Source organism: Paraburkholderia aspalathi (assembly GCF_905220735.1).
Lineage (GTDB): Bacteria > Pseudomonadota > Gammaproteobacteria > Burkholderiales > Burkholderiaceae > Paraburkholderia > Paraburkholderia aspalathi.
In genome coordinates this window covers 1-16,680 of record NZ_CAJNBA010000014.1, presented here as the reverse complement: position 1 = coordinate 16,680, position 16,680 = coordinate 1, and the positions used below count along the sequence as shown (strand labels likewise).

Below are 16,680 nucleotides of genomic sequence, written 5' to 3'. Positions count from 1 at the left end.
ATTCTTATATTTGCGACCAAGATTAAGAAAGTTGATGTCCGATCAAGCCGCCACGCCGGTGACGCCGGTCGACTTCATCGCCGGCGCCGTTTGCCCTTCACGCCGGCTCGCCGCGATCAGTTCGGCCGCGCGCTCACCGATCATCACCGTGGGCGAATTCGTGTTGCCGCCGATCAGCGTCGGCATCACGGAGGCATCGACGATCCGCAGCCCCGTCACGCCGCGCACGCGCAATTGCGGATCGACCACCGATTGCGCGTCGCCACCCATCCGGCACGTTGCCACCGGGTGGTAGATCGTGTCGGCATGCTCGGCGATGGTCCGGCGCAATTCCTCCTCGGTCTGACCGACATGCGTGTACAGCTCCTTGCCGCCATGCAGCGCGAGCGACGGCGCGTCGAGAATGCGCCGCGCCATCTGAGCGCCTTCCACCAGCAGGTCGAGATCGCGCGAGTCGCTGAAAAAACGCGGATCGATCACCGGCGCGGTACGCGCGTCGGCGCTCGCGAGCGTCACCGTGCCGCGGCTATGCGGTCGCAGCACGCACACGTGCAGCGAATAACCGTGGCCCCAGTGCATGTGGCGGTTGTGGTCATCGACAATCGCCGCGCAGAAATGCAGTTGCAGGTCCGGGCGATCGAGAGTCGGCCGGCTCTTCAGAAAGCCGCCCGCTTCCGCGACATTGCTCGACAGCATGCCCTTCCCATGCCGCATGAAGGTCACGAACTGCGGCAGCATCCGCGCAATGCCGCGAATCGAAAAGCCGGTCGGCTCGATCGACGACACCCGTTTGTTGATCGTGAAGTCGACGTGGTCGATCAGGTTCTGGCCGACCTCGGGTGCATCGTGCAGCACGGCGATGCCGAGCGACTGCAGATGCGCCGCCGGCCCGATGCCCGAGCACATCAGCAGTTGCGGTGAATTGAACGCGCCCGCGGCCAGCACCACTTCCGCACGCGCTTCCAGCGTTTCGGTACGGCCGCCGCGCACGATCTCGACGCCGCTCGCGCGCTTGCCGTCGAAGGTCACGCGCAGCACCGTCGCATCGGCGATCGTGTGCAGATTGGGGCGCGCGCGGTCATAGATATAGGCGCGCGCAACACTGCAGCGCCGTCCGTCGCGCTGCGTCACCTGATAGAAGCCGATGCCTTCCTGGTCCGCGCCGTTGAAGTCGCTGTTCGATTTGTAACCGGCTTCGATCGCGGCCTGCACGAAACGCTTCGAAAACGGATTGCGATAGCGCAGATCGGACACTGTCAGCGGGCCGTCCGCGCCATGCCATGCGTCAGCGCCGCGCTCGTTGCCCTCCGCGCGCCGAAAATACGGCAGCACGTCGGCCCACGACCAGCCTTCGCAGCCGAGCTGCGCCCATTCGTCGTAATCGAGCGGATGGCCGCGCGTGTAGATCATCGCGTTGATCGCGCTCGATCCGCCGAAGCCGCGCCCACGCGGCTGATAGCCCTGGCGGCCGGCGAGCCCCGGCTGAGGCGTCGTCAGATAGCCGTAGTTGGTTTTGAGTTTGTGCGGCACGACGGCCGCCACCCCCACCGGCATGTTCACGAACAGATTGCGGTCCGTATGCGGACCGGCTTCGATCAGGGCAATCGTGGCGTCCGGGCAGCTATCCGCGAGACGGCTCGCGAGCGAGCAGCCGCCTGAGCCCGCACCGACGATGATGTAGTCGTATTGCATCCGCTCCTCCAATTGGGGCCGCGTTGCTCGCGGACCCTGTCTAGTACACACTTGTCTACGTGTGTTTTATCGGCATTGTAGGGAGCGTTCGGTTGCGACGGCGGGTTCGTGTCAGAGCGATCCCTCTAAACGAAAGCCCTCCCGCGACCCTATGATGAAAGGCGCGCGTGCGCCCGTCAGGCCGCCGCGCAGGGCATTCAAACACGGCGCCCGGTGCGCCGTCCTCAAAGCGTGCGGTACGACACGCCACGATAAAACAGCACAGCGTCGATCAACGATCGGCGGACATCCGGCGAACGGAGACAGCAGATGGAACGGCACAGCTTCGGCCACACTCACGACGTGACAAATCAGGCGCCTCCGCTCACGGATTACAACCTGTTTGCGAGCGACGTGGCGTTGTCCGCCGCCCTCGAACGCGACGGCGCCGCGTGGCATCGCGAGGCGCTGCTACGGCACGGCGCAGCGCTCACCACGCCGGAGACACTCGCGCTTGCCGAACTGGCGAACCGCCACACGCCCGAACTTGTCACGCACAGCCCGCGCGGCGAACGCATCGACGCACTGGAGTTTCACCCTTCGTGGCACACGCTGCTGTCGCTGTTGCGCCGCGAAGGCCTGCACGCGTTGCCGTTTTCGGACCCGCAGAGCGGCGCCATGGTCGCGCGTTGCGCCGGCTACTTCCTGCACGCACAACTCGAATCCGGCTCCCTCTGCCCGCTGACGATGACCTTCGCGAGCATTCCGGTATTGCAACGCGAACCGGCTTTGTTCGAGACACTGCGCGACAAGCTCTACGCCCGCGAACACGATCCACGCGACCTTCCGCTCACGCAAAAAACCTCGGCGATGATCGGCATGGGCATGACCGAGAAACAAGGCGGCTCGGACGTGCGCAGCAACCAGACCCGTGCCTATGCCACGCGCGGCAGCGGCCGTGGCGCCGAATATCGCCTTGTCGGCCACAAATGGTTTTTCTCCGCGCCGCAATGCGACGCGCATCTGGTACTCGCCCGCACCGACGATCACGAAGGCCTGTCGTGTTTCTACGTGCCGCGTTTCGCGCCGGACGGCAGTAAGAACGCCGTGCAGATCCAGCGCCTGAAAGACAAGCTCGGCAACCGCTCGAACGCCAGCAGCGAAGTCGAATTCTTCGACGCGTTCGGCATCATGATCGGCGACGAAGGCCGCGGCGTGCCGACCATCATCGAAATGGCGAACTACACGCGGCTCGATTGCGTGATCGGCAGCGCGGCCCTGATGCGTGCGGCGCTGGTGCAGGCGATCCACCATGCACGGCATCGCAGCGCCTTCGGCCGGCAACTGGCCGATCAGCCGCTGATGCGCAATGTGCTCGCCGACCTGGCGCTGGAATCGGAAGCCGCGACGGTGCTGTTCATGCGACTAGCACGCGCTTTCGAAGCGTCGACGGATGCATCGTCGACCGCGCCCGCCGAGCGCGCGTGGCGCCGGATCGTCACGCCGGCGGCGAAGTACTGGGTCTGCAAGCGCGCGCTGGAATTCACCGGCGAGGCGATGGAAGTGTGGGGCGGCAACGGTTATGTCGAAACCGGTCCGATGGCGCGCTTCTATCGTGAAGCGCCCGTGAATTCGATCTGGGAAGGCTCGGGCAACGTGATGTGCCTCGACGTGCTGCGCGCCATGGAACGCGAGCCCGAAGCGGCGCAGGCCCTGTTCGCAGCGTGGCAAGCGGATGCGCAAGGGCACCCGGCTCTGAGCGCCGCGCTCGGCAAGCTCGCCGCCACGCTCAACGGGCCCGCCGAACATCGCGAAGCCTCCGCGCGACGGATCGCGCAGCAGATCGTGCTGATCGCGCAGGCCACCTTGCTGGTGAAGCACGCGCCGCCGGAAGTCGCCGACGCCTTCATCGCAACGCGTCTCGCCGACGGCTGCGGCGAGAGCGGCCGCGTGTACGGCACGCTGCCGGCGACGTTCGATCACGCCGCGATCATCGAGCGGGCATTTCCCGCTTGAACAGCACAACACACCAATAAGCGCGACCCAACGCGCACGTTATCCATCAGGGAGTGGACACACATGAAGAACGATTTGCCAGAAGTCGTCGCGCTCGAAGCGCTGCTGCGCGATCAACGCCATGCGTATTTGCGCGCGCCGTATCCGTCATGGGATGCGCGCGCCGGCCATCTGAAAGCGCTGCGCAAAGTCATGCTCGACAACCGCGACGCACTCGCCGCCGCGATGAACGCCGACTTCGGCAATCGCGCGAAACAGGAAGTGCTGCTCGCCGAATTCCTGCTGATCAAGGGTGAGATCGACGCCGCGCTCAGACACGGCAAACGGTGGATGAAAGCGCAACGTCGCAGCACCAACAAATGGCTGATGCCGGCGCGCGCGAAAGTGGTGCCGCAACCGCTCGGCGTGGTCGGCATCATCGTGCCGTGGAATTATCCGGTGCTGCTCGCAGTCGGCCCGCTGATCAGCGCACTGACGGCCGGCAACCGCGCCATCATCAAGATGTCCGAGTTGACGCCGCGCACCTCGGCGCTATTCGAACAGCTGATCGGTCAGACCTTCTCGCGCGACCACGTCGCCGTAGTGAACGGCGATGCTGCATTGGCCGCCGCGTTTAGCGCGCAACCGTTCGACCATCTGCTATTCACCGGCTCGACCAAGGTCGGCCATGAAGTGATGCGCGCCGCCGCCGAACATCTCACACCGGTCACGCTCGAACTCGGCGGCAAGTCGCCGGCGATCATCGGTCAGCACGCACGCTTCGACAACGCCGTGGATAACCTCGTCGCCGGCAAGACGCTCAACGCAGGCCAGACCTGCGTCGCGCCGGACTATGTGCTGGTGCCGCGCGGCAAGGAGCAGGCGTTCATCGAACGGGCACGCGCGCGGATGGCGACGATGTACCCCGACTTTGCGCGCAACCTCGACTACACATCGATCATCTCGGAGCGGCATTTCGCTCGGCTGCAACGTCTCGCCGACGAAGCGCAGGCCGCCGGCGCGCAACTGCACACGCTCACCGACAGCACGCCCGATGAGGCAAGCCGCCGCTTTCCGCTGATCGCCGTGACGAATGCGCCGGATGAAAGCGCGCTGATGCAGGAGGAGATTTTCGGCCCGCTGTTGCCGATCATCCCCTATGACACGCTCGACGATGCGATCACGTGGATCAACACGCGTCCCCGCCCGCTCGCGCTGTACCTCTACGCCGACGACAGTGCGACCATCGACCGCGTCACGCGCGACACCATCGCGGGCGGCATGGCGATCAACGAAACGCTGATGCATCTGGCGTGCGAAAGCCTGCCGTTCGGCGGCGTCGGTGCGAGCGGCATGGGTGCGTATCACGGTTACGAAGGCTTCGTGACCTTCTCGAAGATGAAGCCGGTGCTGACGCAGGCGCGGCTGAACGCGCGCGGATGGATCTCGCCGCCGTACGGCAAGCGGGTGAATGCGCTGCTGAAGCTGATGATGAGGTTTTGACGGGACGGCCATCCGTGGGGCAGCGTACTGCGACGACGGCCGCGAAGTAAGCGGCCCGCGTTCAGCACTCAGCGCCTGGGCGCCCCACCCGAAGCGTCCGCAATATCCGTAGCGACGACATCCGTGACGTCCTGCGCGGCGGCCACGCCGCTCTCGGGCGCATGCTCGGCCCCGCTTTCCAGCCGATGCAGCCACGCGAGCAACTCGGCCACCGCCTGATAAAGCTGCGGCGGAATCCGTGTATCGAGGTCGACCTGCATCAGCAACGAGACCATTTCCGGCGCCTCGTGCACATACAGGCCGGCTTCCTTGGCGCGCTGCACGATCATCTCGGCCAGCATGCCGTAGCCCTTGGCGATCACGCGTGGTGCGGGATCGTTGCCTTGTGCGTCGTAGACGAGCGCGGCCGCACTGCGGCGATGTTTGCGGCTCATCACATATCCCAATCGAAATCGTCGACCGGCGCGGCTCCCGGGCGTGCGGCACGCGCCGTGCGGCGCCCCGCCGACACTTTGTCGGTCGCTGCGGCCGCTGCGGCAGCCGACGCCGAACGCGCATAAGCAGACGCCGCTGCCTGCCCGGCCGCCGACGCACCAGCAGCACCCGCCGCGGTAGCTGGTATGCCGCCGCCGATCTCGCGAATCGTCAATCCGTTCAGTTCGATACCCGCTGCCGCGAGCCGCTGACGAAAGTTCTCACCCTGCGCCGCCAGCCGCGCCGCGCCGGCAGGACTCGCCTGCACGCGCGCGACCAGCCGCATGCCGGTCAGCGTCAGGTCCGCATCCACAGTGCCGAGCGTGGGCAGCGACAGCGTCAGCCGCGTACGCCACGGCTGGCCGTCCTCGCTCGCCGTGCCGCCGCCGCTGCGGTCCCATTCGTCGCCTTCCTGTTCGATGGTCCAGTCGAGCTTGGCGCCAGGCCACGCTTCGCCGGTCCAGCGAAACTGCCCGGTAGCAAGCAGATCGAGCTGCTGACGCACCAGAGGAACGGTCGCGGGATGAACCGCGGCCGCCATCGATTGCGAGCTTTGCGACGACCCGTCGTCGGCCAGCTGCGCCGCGGCGCTGTGCGCGCTCGCGTGCGCCGGCTGGCCGTTCAGGTCGGACAGAGAACTTGCCAGCACCTCGCCGGCCACGAAGCGCGCGGCCTGCGCGGTCTGGATCGACGGCATCGCGCGGGCGGCCGCGTTGCCTTCCGGCGCGCCGTTGCCCGGACCGTTGGGCGCGGCGCCCGTGCCCTGCCGGGTTGTCGTGTTCGAGGAAGAAGCCGGATCGGCGTCGCTCGCCCAGTCGAGCGGCAATTGCGCGGCGGCGGCCACCAGCTTGTTTTGCGCCTCGCTGGCGAGGGCCGCGGGCGGCCGCTGCCCGGCCAGCCATTGCGCGAGATGGGATTCGTAGAACAGGCCGCTATCGCCGACCGTCTGTTGAAGTGCGGCCGCGAGCGCGGCGACCGGCACCTGAGCCGCCGCCACATTGGCGGTGGCCGCGGTACCGGCGGTACCGGTGGTAGCAGCGGTATTCGGATTGGCAGATGAAGCAGCAGGCGTGGCTGTCGTATCGAAGAGCGACAAGCCGTCGCCTTCGACGTCGAGCGCCGGCGCGGCCGGCCAGATCGGCAACTGGCCGAGCACCGCCGGAGTCGCCTCGCCGCCGGAATTCACAATCGCATTAAGCGTGAGCGCAACGGCAGACAGCGCGGTTTGCGCGGAAGCCGGCGCTGGCGCGGGGGGCGCGACGGGGGTGGTATTGAGAATCTCGGTATCGACGCCCGCCGCACCGGTCTGCGAGGCGGTCGCACTACCCGGCGCGAGATTGAGCAGACTGTCGACCCGGTTCGCGAGCAGCGAAGTGACGACCGCGTCGATTCCGTTCATACCGATTCCTTGGTCACATTGGCAGCAACGCGCTCAAATCCAGTCAGGCGGACTCAAGCAGCGCCTTGCTCGCGGGCAAACTCAGCGTGCCCCGTACAGTTCCTTGAGCACACGAGTCGGCCGTCCGGCGAACAGCGCCGACAGATTGGCCATACGCGGATTCGCCAGATCGCGGATCGCAGCGTCGTCGGCCAGAATCTGACGGATCAGCGCGTATTTGCGCAGGCGCTCCGCATCGTCCAGTCTGACCCCGGCTTCCGCGTCTTTCAACGCGTCCACCAGATTCCGATATTCCTCCTGCAAGTGGACCAGATCATTCCACAGGGCTCGCCGGGCAGCTGTCAGCATGCGGCGGGAAATCGCTGCAATCGCCTCGTAGCGGGCGAAATATTCTGCGTTCGATGTCATCTCATGCTTTCCGCGGCCGGCTGGGCTGCCATCCGCGCGATCTCCGGGGCGATCCCGATCCATGCCTCTTCGAGTGTCGCCAGCAGGCCGTCGACTTCGACCAGCATCGCCTCGCTCTGTTTTATATTGGCTTCGAGCAGCCGGCGCGACATATAGCTATATAGCGCGTCCAACCGCTCTGCAATCTCGCCGCCCACCTCAAGGTTCAGCGATAGTTGCAGCCCGCTTTCGACGATCTGAATCGCCTTGCCGATCGCCTCACCACGCGCCGACACATTGCCTTGCTGCACATGCATGCGCGCTTGCGCAATCGCCTGCCGGGCGCCCTGATACAACATCACGATCAGACGATGCGGACTCGCGCCCATCACCCCTGTCTCGACGCCGACGCGCGCGTACGCATTGGCTCCAGAGTGTCCTGGGGAAAACATCGGCGCTCCTCCTCTCTTGCACTTCGGTTGGTCGCGGCACCCCATCCGTGCACGTTGCCGCACCCGGATTTCTGCCTGTATCTGGTTATCGGATAGGCAGCGGGAAAGCTTTAGGCCGTTGTAAGGGGGATTAAGGGGCCGAAAGGGGCGATATCGCGCTGAGCGTGGCAAGGCCGCCCGCCACGAAGCGCCTCGTGGGCGCGCCGGGCCGGCTGTCCTGCCGTGAAACCACACAGCGTTGCATCTGGGCGCATGCGTTCGGGCGGGCGGAACAGCCCTGCCGCCCGAGCCGCACTTACACCGACATCTGCATGATGTCGTTATAGGCCGACACCAGTTTGTTGCGCACCTGCAGACCGAACTGGAAGCCGATGTTGGCCTTCTGCGAGTCGACCATCACGTCGTTCAGCGAGACATTCGACGCGCCGAGCTCGAACGCCTGCGATTCGCCGGCCGCCTTGGTCTGATCGCCGCTGATCTTGTCCAACGAGGCCTTCAGCGCCGAGGCGAAACCGCCGGCCGTCGCCGCGCCGGACTGCTCGGCCACCGGGGTGTTGCCGCCGGCCGCTTGCGCCGCCATCGACTGCATCTGTTGCAGCGCCGACGAGAGCGCGTTCACGGGCAAAGTCATGTTCTCTCCAGGGATTGACGACCGGGATGCCAGAAACCGTACCGATCTGAACGAAAGCATAGCAGTGGGTCATCCGGGAAAGCCCCGAAACTAGGGGGGAAACCCGGCTCTATTCAAGCAATCGGGTTGAGCCGCGCTGCGGATAATTTCAATGGTGAAAGTCTCTGTCCGCACGCCCGCCGACCCTCGGCGCGCAGAAGCGGCAGAACGCAAAGGCATCCCGGAGATACCCGACGCATGGATTCGTCAGCCAACTCTTTGATCAACCCCGACGCCCGCATGGGCCTCGCCGGCGCGCAGCCCGGCGCCGGTGCTGCCGGCACCGGCCAGGCCGGCGGTGCCGCGGACCTCGGCGGCCTTGGGGGCAACCTGGGCGGCAACTTCGGCCAGCGTCTGTCAGGCCTCGCGCAAATGCGCGGCAACCCGCGCGCGCCGCTGATTTTCGCGGTCGCGCTGCTGGTCGCTATCGTCGCGGGTCTGTTCCTGTGGTCGCGCGCACCGGACTACAAGGTGCTCTACAGCAACCTGTCGGACCGCGACGGCGGCGCCATCATCACCGCGCTGCAGGCGGCCAACATCCCCTATAAGTTCTCCGACGCCGGCGGTGCGATCCTCGTGCCGGCCGAGCAGGTGCATGAAATGCGTCTGCGTCTGGCTTCGCAGGGCCTGCCCAAGAGCGGCTCGGTCGGCTTCGAACTGATGGACAACCAGAAGTTCGGCATCAGCCAGTTCGCCGAGCAGATCAATTACCAGCGTTCGCTCGAAGGTGAACTGGAACGCACGGTCGAGTCGATTTCCTCGGTGAAGTCGGCGCGTGTGCATCTGGCCATTCCGAAGCCTTCCGTGTTCGTGCGCGACAAGGAAGCGCCGTCGGCTTCCGTGCTGGTCAACCTCTACCCGGGCCGCGCACTCGACGAAGGCCAGGTGCTGGCGATCACCCATATGGTGTCCTCGGCGGTGCCGGATATGCCGGTGAAGGGCGTGACCATCCTCGACCAGGACGGCAACCTGCTCACGCAGCCGTCCACCGGCAGCGGTCTGGACGCCTCGCAACTCAAGTACCGCCAGCAGATCGAGCGCAACACGCAGCAACGCATCGACGCGATCCTGTCGCCCCTGTTCGGTTCCGGCAACGCGCACTCGCAGGTCAGCGCCGACATCGACTTCTCGCACACCGAGCAGACCTCGGAAAACTACGGCCCGAACGGCAACCCGCAGCAGTCGGCGATCCGCAGCCAGCAAACGAGCACCGCGACCGAAATGTCGCAAGCCGGGGCCTCCGGCGTGCCGGGCGCGCTGTCGAACCAGCCGCCGCAACCGGCCTCCGCGCCGATCACGGCGAGCAACGGCGCGAGCGGCGTGACCACGACGCCGGTCAGCGACCGCAAGGATTCGACCACCAACTACGAACTGAACAAGACCGTGCAGCATCTGGAGCAGCCGATGGGCGGCATCAAGCGTCTGTCGGTGGCGGTGGTGGTCAACTATCTGCGGGTGGTGGACGCCAAGGGCCACGCGACGATGCAACCGGTCACTGCCGACAAGCTCGCGCAGGTCACTCAGCTGGTGAAAGACGCGATGGGCTTCGATCAGGCGCGCGGCGACTCCGTCAACCTGGTCAACAGCCCGTTCACCGCCGACGTCGACCCGGACGCCGATCTGCCGTGGTGGCGCACGCCGGACATGATCGCGCTTGCCAAGCAGATCGCGACCTACCTCGGCATCGCCGCAGTCGCCCTGTTCCTCTACTTCGTGATGGTGAAGCCGGCGCTGCGCCGCGCTTTCCCGCCGCCGGAGCCGGTTGCCGCCGCGGCGCTGCCGTCGCCGGACGAGCCGGTGCTGCTGGACGGCATCCCCGCCGCCGAGCGTGCGGGTGCGCCGACCGTCGCCGAACTGGAAAGCGACAACGAATTGCTCGCGCTGGAAAACTCGAAACACAAATACGAACGGAATCTGGAATTCGCGCGCAACATCGCGCGCCAGGATCCGAAGATTGTTGCAACCGTCGTGAAAAACTGGGTGTCCGATGAGCGCTGAAGGCGTAATGAAGAGCGCGCTCCTGCTGATGTCGATCGGCGAGGAAGAAGCCGCGCAGGTGTTCAAATTCCTCGGGCCGCGTGAGGTCCAGAAGATTGGCGTGACAATGGCCGCGCTGAAGAACATCACGCGCGAGCAGATCGACGAGGTCCTGCAGGAGTTCGTGCGTGAGGCCGAGAAGCACACCGCTCTCTCGCTCGATTCGAGCGACTACATCCGCTCGGTGCTGACCAAGGCGCTCGGCGACGACAAGGCCGGTGCGATCATCGACCGGATTCTGCAGGGCAGCGATACCAGCGGTATCGAAGGCCTCAAGTGGATGGACTCCGCGGCGGTGGCCGAGCTCATCAAGAACGAGCACCCGCAGATCATCGCGACCATTCTCGTTCACCTGGACCGCGATCAGGCTTCGGAAATCGTCGCCTGCTTCACCGAGCGGCTGCGTAACGACGTGCTGCTGCGGATCGCCACGCTCGACGGCATCCAGCCGGCCGCGCTGCGCGAACTCGACGACGTGCTGACGGGCCTCCTGTCCGGCAGCGACAACCTCAAGCGCAGCCCGATGGGCGGCATCCGCACGGCGGCCGAAATTCTCAACTTCATGTCGAGCAACCATGAAGAAGGCGTCATCGAGAATGTTCGTCAATACGACGCGGAACTCGCGCAGAAGATCATTGATCAGATGTTTGTGTTCGAGAACCTGCTCGATCTGGAAGACCGCGCGATCCAGCTGTTGCTGAAGGAAGTCGAGTCCGAGGCGTTGATCATCTCGCTGAAGGGCGCGCCGCCCGCGCTGCGCCAGAAGTTCTTGTCGAACATGTCGCAGCGTGCTGCCGAACTGCTCGCCGAAGACCTCGATGCGCGCGGCCCGGTCCGCGTCTCCGAAGTCGAGACGCAGCAACGCCGCATCCTGCAGATCGTGCGCAATCTGGCGGAAAGCGGCCAGATCGTTCTAGGCGGCAAGGCGGAAGATGCGTATGTCTGATCAGAACTCCGCAGCGAAGGAGCGCCTCTCGGCCTACCAGCGCTGGGAGATGGCCTCGTTCGATCCGGTGCCGCCGGCGCCGCCCGCACCCGAAGTCGACGACGGTGCATTCGAAGCCGAACTCGAACGTCTGCGCGACGCCGCGCATGCACAGGGCATCGCGACGGGTCACGTGGCCGGGCAGGCGCTCGGCTATCAGGCCGGTTATGAGCAAGGCCACGCACAGGGTTTCGAGCAGGGTCAAAGCGAAGCACGTGAAGAAGCGGCACGCCTCGCCGCGCTCGCCGAAACCTTCAAGGCAGCGCTCGACGGCACGCAAGGCGCGATCTCGGAAACGCTGGTCGCATTGGCGCTCGACATCGCCCAACAGGTGGTGCGCCAGCATGTGCAGCACGATCCGACCGCGCTGATTGCCGCCGCCCGCGAGGTGCTGGCCACCGAACCGGCACTGGTCGGCGCGCCGGCGCTGATCGTCAGCCCCGCCGACCTGCCGGTCGTCGAAGCCTATCTGATGGAAGAACTGCAAACGCGTGGCTGGACCGTGCGTACCGATCCGTCGGTCGAACGCGGCGGCTGCCGCGCGCAAGCCGGCACCGGTGAAGTCGACGCCGGCATCGACACGCGCTGGGAGCGCGTCGCCGCCGCACTCGGCAAGGTGAGCACATGGTGAAGCCGACACTCGAAGAGATCCGCGCCAGCGATCTGACACCGCTCGAACGTGAGTTGGCGCTGGCGTCGTTCGGCGCCGAGGCGCTGGCGGATGTACCGGCCACGGTGACGCCCGCTGCGGCTGCCGTCGCGGCCATCGACGCCGCGCTACGCGATCCCGCTCACGGGCACCCTAACGCCGGGCACCCTGCGAAGGGCGCGGCGGCGAGCCGCGAATCCGCCGTTTCTTCGAGTCCCGTTTCACCCCCTCCCGCCCCTGCCCCGTACGATCCCGCCCTCGACAGCAATCCGCACATGCAAGCCTGGCGCGGCCGGCTCGACGCGCTACGCGCCCGCAACGCAATCGCCAAGCCGATGCGCGCCTGCGGACGTTTGACGCGCGCCGCCGGCCTGGTGCTCGAAGCGGTCGGTCTGCGCCTGTCGGTGGGCGCCGAAGTGATGATCGAGCTGCCATTCGGCAGTTCGCTGGCGATGGCCGAAGCCGAAGTGGTCGGCTTCTCAGGCGACAAACTGTTTCTGATGCCGACCACCGAAGTGATCGGCCTCTTGCCCGGCGCACGCGTGTATCCGCTCGAAAGCGCGCCGATCGCCGATCCGATGGCGGGCGCGAAGCGCCTGCCGGTCGGCTGGGAACTGCTCGGCCGCGTGCTGGATGCATCGGGCCGCCCGCTCGACGGCCTCGGCCCACTCGGCGCGCATGCCGATGCGCCGCTCTCCTCACCGGTCATCAACCCGCTGAACCGCGAGCCGATTCACAAGGTGCTCGACGTCGGCGTGCGCGCGATCAACGCACTCCTGACCGTGGGCCGCGGCCAGCGCATGGGCCTGTTCGCCGGTTCGGGCGTCGGTAAATCGGTGCTGCTCGGCACGATGGCGCGCTACACCAGCGCGGAGGTGATCGTGATCGGCCTGATCGGCGAACGCGGCCGCGAAGTGAAGGAATTCATCGAACAGATTCTCGGCGAGGAAGGCCTCGCGCGCTCGGTGGTGATCGCCGCGCCCGCCGACGTCTCGCCGCTCCTGCGGATGCAGGCCGCGTCGTACTCGACCTCGCTCGCCGAATATTTCCGCGATCAGGGCAAGCACGTGCTGCTGCTGATGGATTCGCTGACCCGCTACGCGATGGCACAGCGCGAGATCGCACTCGCCGTGGGCGAGCCGCCTGCCACCAAGGGGTATCCGCCTTCGGTGTTCGCCAAGCTGCCGGCGCTCGTCGAACGGACCGGCAACGGCCCGGCGGGCGGCGGTTCGATCACCGCGTTCTACACCGTGCTGACCGAAGGCGACGACCAGCAGGACCCGATCGCCGACTCCGCACGCGCGATTCTCGACGGCCACATCGTGCTGTCGCGCTCGCTCGCCGAGGCCGGCCACTATCCGGCGATCGACATCGAAGCCTCGATTAGCCGGGCAATGACCGCGCTGATCGACGATAACCATCTCGAGAAGACGCGTATGTTCAAGCAGATGCTGTCGCGCTATCAGCGCAACCGCGATCTGATCAACGTCGGCGCCTATTCGAGCGGGCGCGACGCGCTGCTGGACCGGGCGATTGCGCTGTATCCGCGGATGGAAGCCTTTTTGCAGCAGGGTTTTCGCGAATGCGCGAACTTTGAACCAAGTCTCGAAATGCTGGACGCTCTGTTTGCCCAAGGAGGCTGACGATGGCGAAACACTTTCCGATCAAGACGCTCATCGGCCTCGCCCAGGACGATGTGGACGCCGCCGCACAACGCCTGGGCCGCGCGCAGCGCGAACGCAACGACGTGCAGTCGCAGCTCGACTCGCTCGTGCAGTACCGCGACGAATATCACGCGCGTTTCACGGCGACCGCTCAGACTGGCATGCCCGCCGGCAACATGCGCAATTTCCAGGCATTCATCGACACGCTCGACGCCGCCATCGAACAGCAGCGCAATCTGCTGGTGACGGCCAATGCGCGCGTCGAGGCTGCCAAGCCCGACTGGCAACGCCAGAAGCAGAAGCTCGGCTCGTATGAAGTGCTGCAGGCGCGCGGCGAAGCCGCCGAAGCGAAAACGATGGCGCGGCGTGATCAGCGCGATGCAGACGAACACGCCGCCCGCATTCTGAGGATGCGTGTCGAAGGCGTCTGATGCGCCCGGGCACAGCCTCGATTGACAGAACACCCCGTTTGACGGATTGACAGGATTCCCTATGTCGCTTCTTTCACAGATCGGCTCACTGCTCGGCTCGGCCAGCAGCACATCCACCAACGCGGCGATGGCCGCTGCGGCGAACGCCAAGCCGTTCTCGCAAACCTTGCAGCAGAGCATCGACCTGCAAAACAGCGCGGCCGCGCAGATCGCAAGCACGCCGCCGACTCCGTCGTTCTCTCCGCCGCCCTCTTCGTCGGCGTCCGATTCGTCGTCTTCGGCAGATTCGTCGAGCGTGCATGACGCGCCGCCGCCCGATCCGTCGACGAAGAGCCAGGATGCCGCGAGCAGCAACACGGACAACAGCAGCTCGACGAGCGCTTCCTCATCCAGCTCATCGTCCACTTCGTCTGCCAATACGCAGCAGAGCTCGACCGACCAGACCAACACGACGCCGGCGAAATCCGGCAACACGACCACGCAGACCGACGCCGCCACGGCAGCAGCGGCTGCGGCTGCCCAGGCACAGGCTCAAGCGCAGGCCAACGCGAATAGCGCGACCGACCCGACGACCGCAGATCCCGCCACGGCGCTGACTGACGCCGCGACCGCGCTGCCCGGCACGGGCACGGACCCGACGACGGGCACCACCACGGGCAAGAAGACGGGCGCGACTGATTCGAAGTCGGCGCAGGACGCCTTGCAGGCGGCGCTTGCCGCGCTGGCGAGCGGCCAGGGCGTGGTTCCGCAGCAGGCACTGGCGAGCGGCGCGGCGGCGAATGCGGCGACGGCGGCGAACGGTTTGGGTGCTGACGCGAGCAACGGACTCAACGGAACGGCGGATGGCAAGACACTGGCGGCCGGTTTGTTCGGCGATGGCAAGGGATCGAACGCGAGCAAGACTGCATTGACGACGGCGGCCACAACGATGGCGGATCCCTCTACGGCAGCAAAGGCAGCGGCTGACGCGCTGAGCGCGACGGCTGCGGCCGGCGGTGCGCAAGCTGACGATCTGGCGTCCTTCAAGAGTGCGTCCGATGCCGCGACGGCGGCGCTGGCGGCGGGCCAGGCAGCGGCGAGCGCCGCGAGTACGACGGCGGCCGTGCAGACGACGGGTAGTGCCGGTGCTGCCGAAGCGGCGAATACGTTGTCACCGCAGGTGGGCACGACGGATTGGGAAGATGCATTGAGTCAGAAGGTGGTGTTTTTGTCGAATGCACATTCGCAGAGTGCTGAGCTGACTTTGAATCCGAAGGATCTGGGGCCGCTACAGGTTGTGTTGCAGGTTGCCGATAACCATGCACATGCGTTGTTTGTTTCGCAGCACCAGCAGGTTCGTGAGGCCGTCGAGGCGGCGTTGCCGAAGCTTCGCGAGGCGATGGAGTCCAACGGTATCGGGTTGGGGAGCGCTAGTGTTAGCGATGGGTTTGCCCGGCAGGGCGGGCAGCAGCAGAGCGCAGATTCGGGGCGCTCTGGGGCGCGCGGTGCTGGGGGTTATGCAGGCGGCGCCGGTGGTTCGGATTCTGACTCTAGTGTTGCTAATGTTGCCGTTCGGCGGACTGTTGGGTTGGTCGATACGTTTGCTTAAGCCCGTTCGGGCGGGGGATTGCCTGCTCGGCGCTTATTGTCCGTGTTCCTGGGGCTTTGGCCTTTCCTTGAATTGTTAGTGGTCTATTAGCGTTGCCCCTGTGCGGGGCGGCACTTACTTTCTTTGCCGCCGCAAAGAAAGATAAGCAAAGAAAGCGGCTAGAAGCCCCTGCTAAGTGGGCACCGTTGTCTGCTGCGGGTAGTGGTGCGACTGGAATCCGTGTTCTCGTACATTCCGCGCTAGTGACAAAGGAGTCATCAGCTCCCACTCCGCACTACGTGCGTCGCGGACGGGTATGCAGGGGAAACCATGGGCTTCGGTTTTGGTTTGTGGGAGCCGTCGGCTTCGCCTCGGCGAGGCGCTCATGCATTCACCCGGAACCCGTACCTCGAATGATTTGACGGTGCCCCGCAATCAGGGACACTGCGCGGGTGCGGCTGCGGTGGTGATGCAATGACGAGTCACGGCCCGGTGGAGAGGCGTTGGCGTCAAAACGTGACGGGTGGTTTTACGAGCGGCTCTTCGGCGCGCGGAGCGCCGCCGGAAGTATGACGCCCTTGTCACAAGCACGTGCCGGGCACGAACACAGATTCCAGATGCACCACTACCCTGAGCGAGCTGCGGGACCCGCTTAGCAGGGGCTTCTAGCCGCTTTCTTTGCTTACTTTCTTTGCGGCGGCAAAGAAAGTAAGTGTGTAGTGGTCAAGTAAACCTGGACACCCGGAAAGGGGAATATTTAAAAAAGTGAAGCTTCGCATCGTGCCGGCGGCTGACC

At 65.6% G+C, this 16,680-nt stretch carries 14 protein-coding genes; 8 read left to right on the top strand and 6 right to left on the bottom strand.

Annotated features, from left to right (window positions below):
• Positions 1-42: 42 nt before the first annotated feature.
• Positions 43-1,692, bottom strand: coding sequence for a GMC family oxidoreductase (locus tag KHO30_RS36995; RefSeq protein ID WP_211703898.1), 1,650 nt, complete (start codon positions 1,690-1,692; stop codon positions 43-45).
• Between the two features lie 309 nt (positions 1,693-2,001).
• On the opposite strand from KHO30_RS36995, the gene KHO30_RS36990 reads away from it, so the two are divergent.
• Both KHO30_RS36990 and KHO30_RS36985 read left to right on the top strand, forming a co-directional pair.
• Positions 2,002-3,687 (top strand): isovaleryl-CoA dehydrogenase, encoded by a 1,686-nt coding sequence (locus tag KHO30_RS36990; RefSeq protein WP_211703897.1) that lies wholly within the window; start codon positions 2,002-2,004, stop codon positions 3,685-3,687.
• 63 nt (positions 3,688-3,750) lie between these two features.
• Positions 3,751-5,169 carry a coniferyl aldehyde dehydrogenase gene (locus KHO30_RS36985; protein ID WP_211703896.1) on the top strand — a complete coding sequence of 473 codons (1,419 nt, stop codon included), beginning with the start codon at positions 3,751-3,753 and terminating at the stop codon, positions 5,167-5,169.
• 68 nt (positions 5,170-5,237) lie between these two features.
• Here the strand turns inward: KHO30_RS36985 and KHO30_RS36980 are convergent, their stop codons facing one another.
• From KHO30_RS36980 to fliE, 5 genes are all read right to left on the bottom strand, one after another.
• On the bottom strand, positions 5,238-5,603 hold the full coding sequence (locus KHO30_RS36980; RefSeq protein WP_175053982.1) for an EscU/YscU/HrcU family type III secretion system export apparatus switch protein: 366 nt from the start codon (positions 5,601-5,603) through the stop codon (positions 5,238-5,240).
• Positions 5,603-7,042, bottom strand: coding sequence for a flagellar hook-length control protein FliK (fliK, locus tag KHO30_RS36975; RefSeq protein ID WP_211703895.1), 1,440 nt, complete (start codon positions 7,040-7,042; stop codon positions 5,603-5,605). The genes KHO30_RS36980 and fliK overlap by 1 nt, the downstream gene beginning before the upstream one ends.
• Before the next feature lie 81 nt (positions 7,043-7,123).
• Positions 7,124-7,450 carry a flagellar protein FliT gene (locus KHO30_RS36970; RefSeq protein ID WP_093640916.1) on the bottom strand — a complete coding sequence of 109 codons (327 nt, stop codon included), beginning with the start codon at positions 7,448-7,450 and terminating at the stop codon, positions 7,124-7,126.
• Entirely contained in the window at positions 7,447-7,881 is a 435-nt protein-coding gene (gene fliS / locus KHO30_RS36965) for a flagellar export chaperone FliS (RefSeq protein WP_093640913.1), read from the bottom strand. The genes KHO30_RS36970 and fliS overlap by 4 nt, the downstream gene beginning before the upstream one ends.
• Positions 7,882-8,176: 295 nt before the next feature.
• Positions 8,177-8,512 (bottom strand): flagellar hook-basal body complex protein FliE, encoded by a 336-nt coding sequence (gene fliE, locus KHO30_RS36960; RefSeq protein WP_093640911.1) that lies wholly within the window; start codon positions 8,510-8,512, stop codon positions 8,177-8,179.
• Positions 8,513-8,749: 237 nt separating this feature from the next.
• On the opposite strand from fliE, the gene fliF reads away from it, so the two are divergent.
• From fliF to KHO30_RS36930, 6 genes are all read left to right on the top strand, one after another.
• Positions 8,750-10,549 carry a flagellar basal-body MS-ring/collar protein FliF gene (fliF, locus tag KHO30_RS36955; RefSeq protein ID WP_093640908.1) on the top strand — a complete coding sequence of 600 codons (1,800 nt, stop codon included), beginning with the start codon at positions 8,750-8,752 and terminating at the stop codon, positions 10,547-10,549.
• Entirely contained in the window at positions 10,539-11,534 is a 996-nt protein-coding gene (fliG, locus tag KHO30_RS36950) for a flagellar motor switch protein FliG (RefSeq protein ID WP_093640905.1), read from the top strand. The genes fliF and fliG overlap by 11 nt, the downstream gene beginning before the upstream one ends.
• Positions 11,521-12,204: a flagellar assembly protein FliH gene (gene fliH, locus KHO30_RS36945; RefSeq protein ID WP_208620711.1), complete on the top strand. Its 684-nt coding sequence runs from the start codon at positions 11,521-11,523 to the stop codon at positions 12,202-12,204. Before fliG ends, fliH begins: the two co-directional genes overlap by 14 nt.
• Complete coding sequence (gene fliI / locus KHO30_RS36940; protein ID WP_093640899.1) at positions 12,198-13,865, top strand: flagellar protein export ATPase FliI; 1,668 nt, start codon at positions 12,198-12,200, stop codon at positions 13,863-13,865. Before fliH ends, fliI begins: the two co-directional genes overlap by 7 nt.
• Before the next feature lie 2 nt (positions 13,866-13,867).
• Positions 13,868-14,317, top strand: a complete 450-nt coding sequence (gene fliJ / locus KHO30_RS36935; RefSeq protein ID WP_097390669.1) for a flagellar export protein FliJ — start codon at positions 13,868-13,870, stop codon at positions 14,315-14,317.
• 61 nt (positions 14,318-14,378) lie between these two features.
• Positions 14,379-15,905 carry a flagellar hook-length control protein FliK gene (locus tag KHO30_RS36930; protein ID WP_211703894.1) on the top strand — a complete coding sequence of 509 codons (1,527 nt, stop codon included), beginning with the start codon at positions 14,379-14,381 and terminating at the stop codon, positions 15,903-15,905.
• The last annotated feature ends 775 nt before the right edge of the window (positions 15,906-16,680 follow it).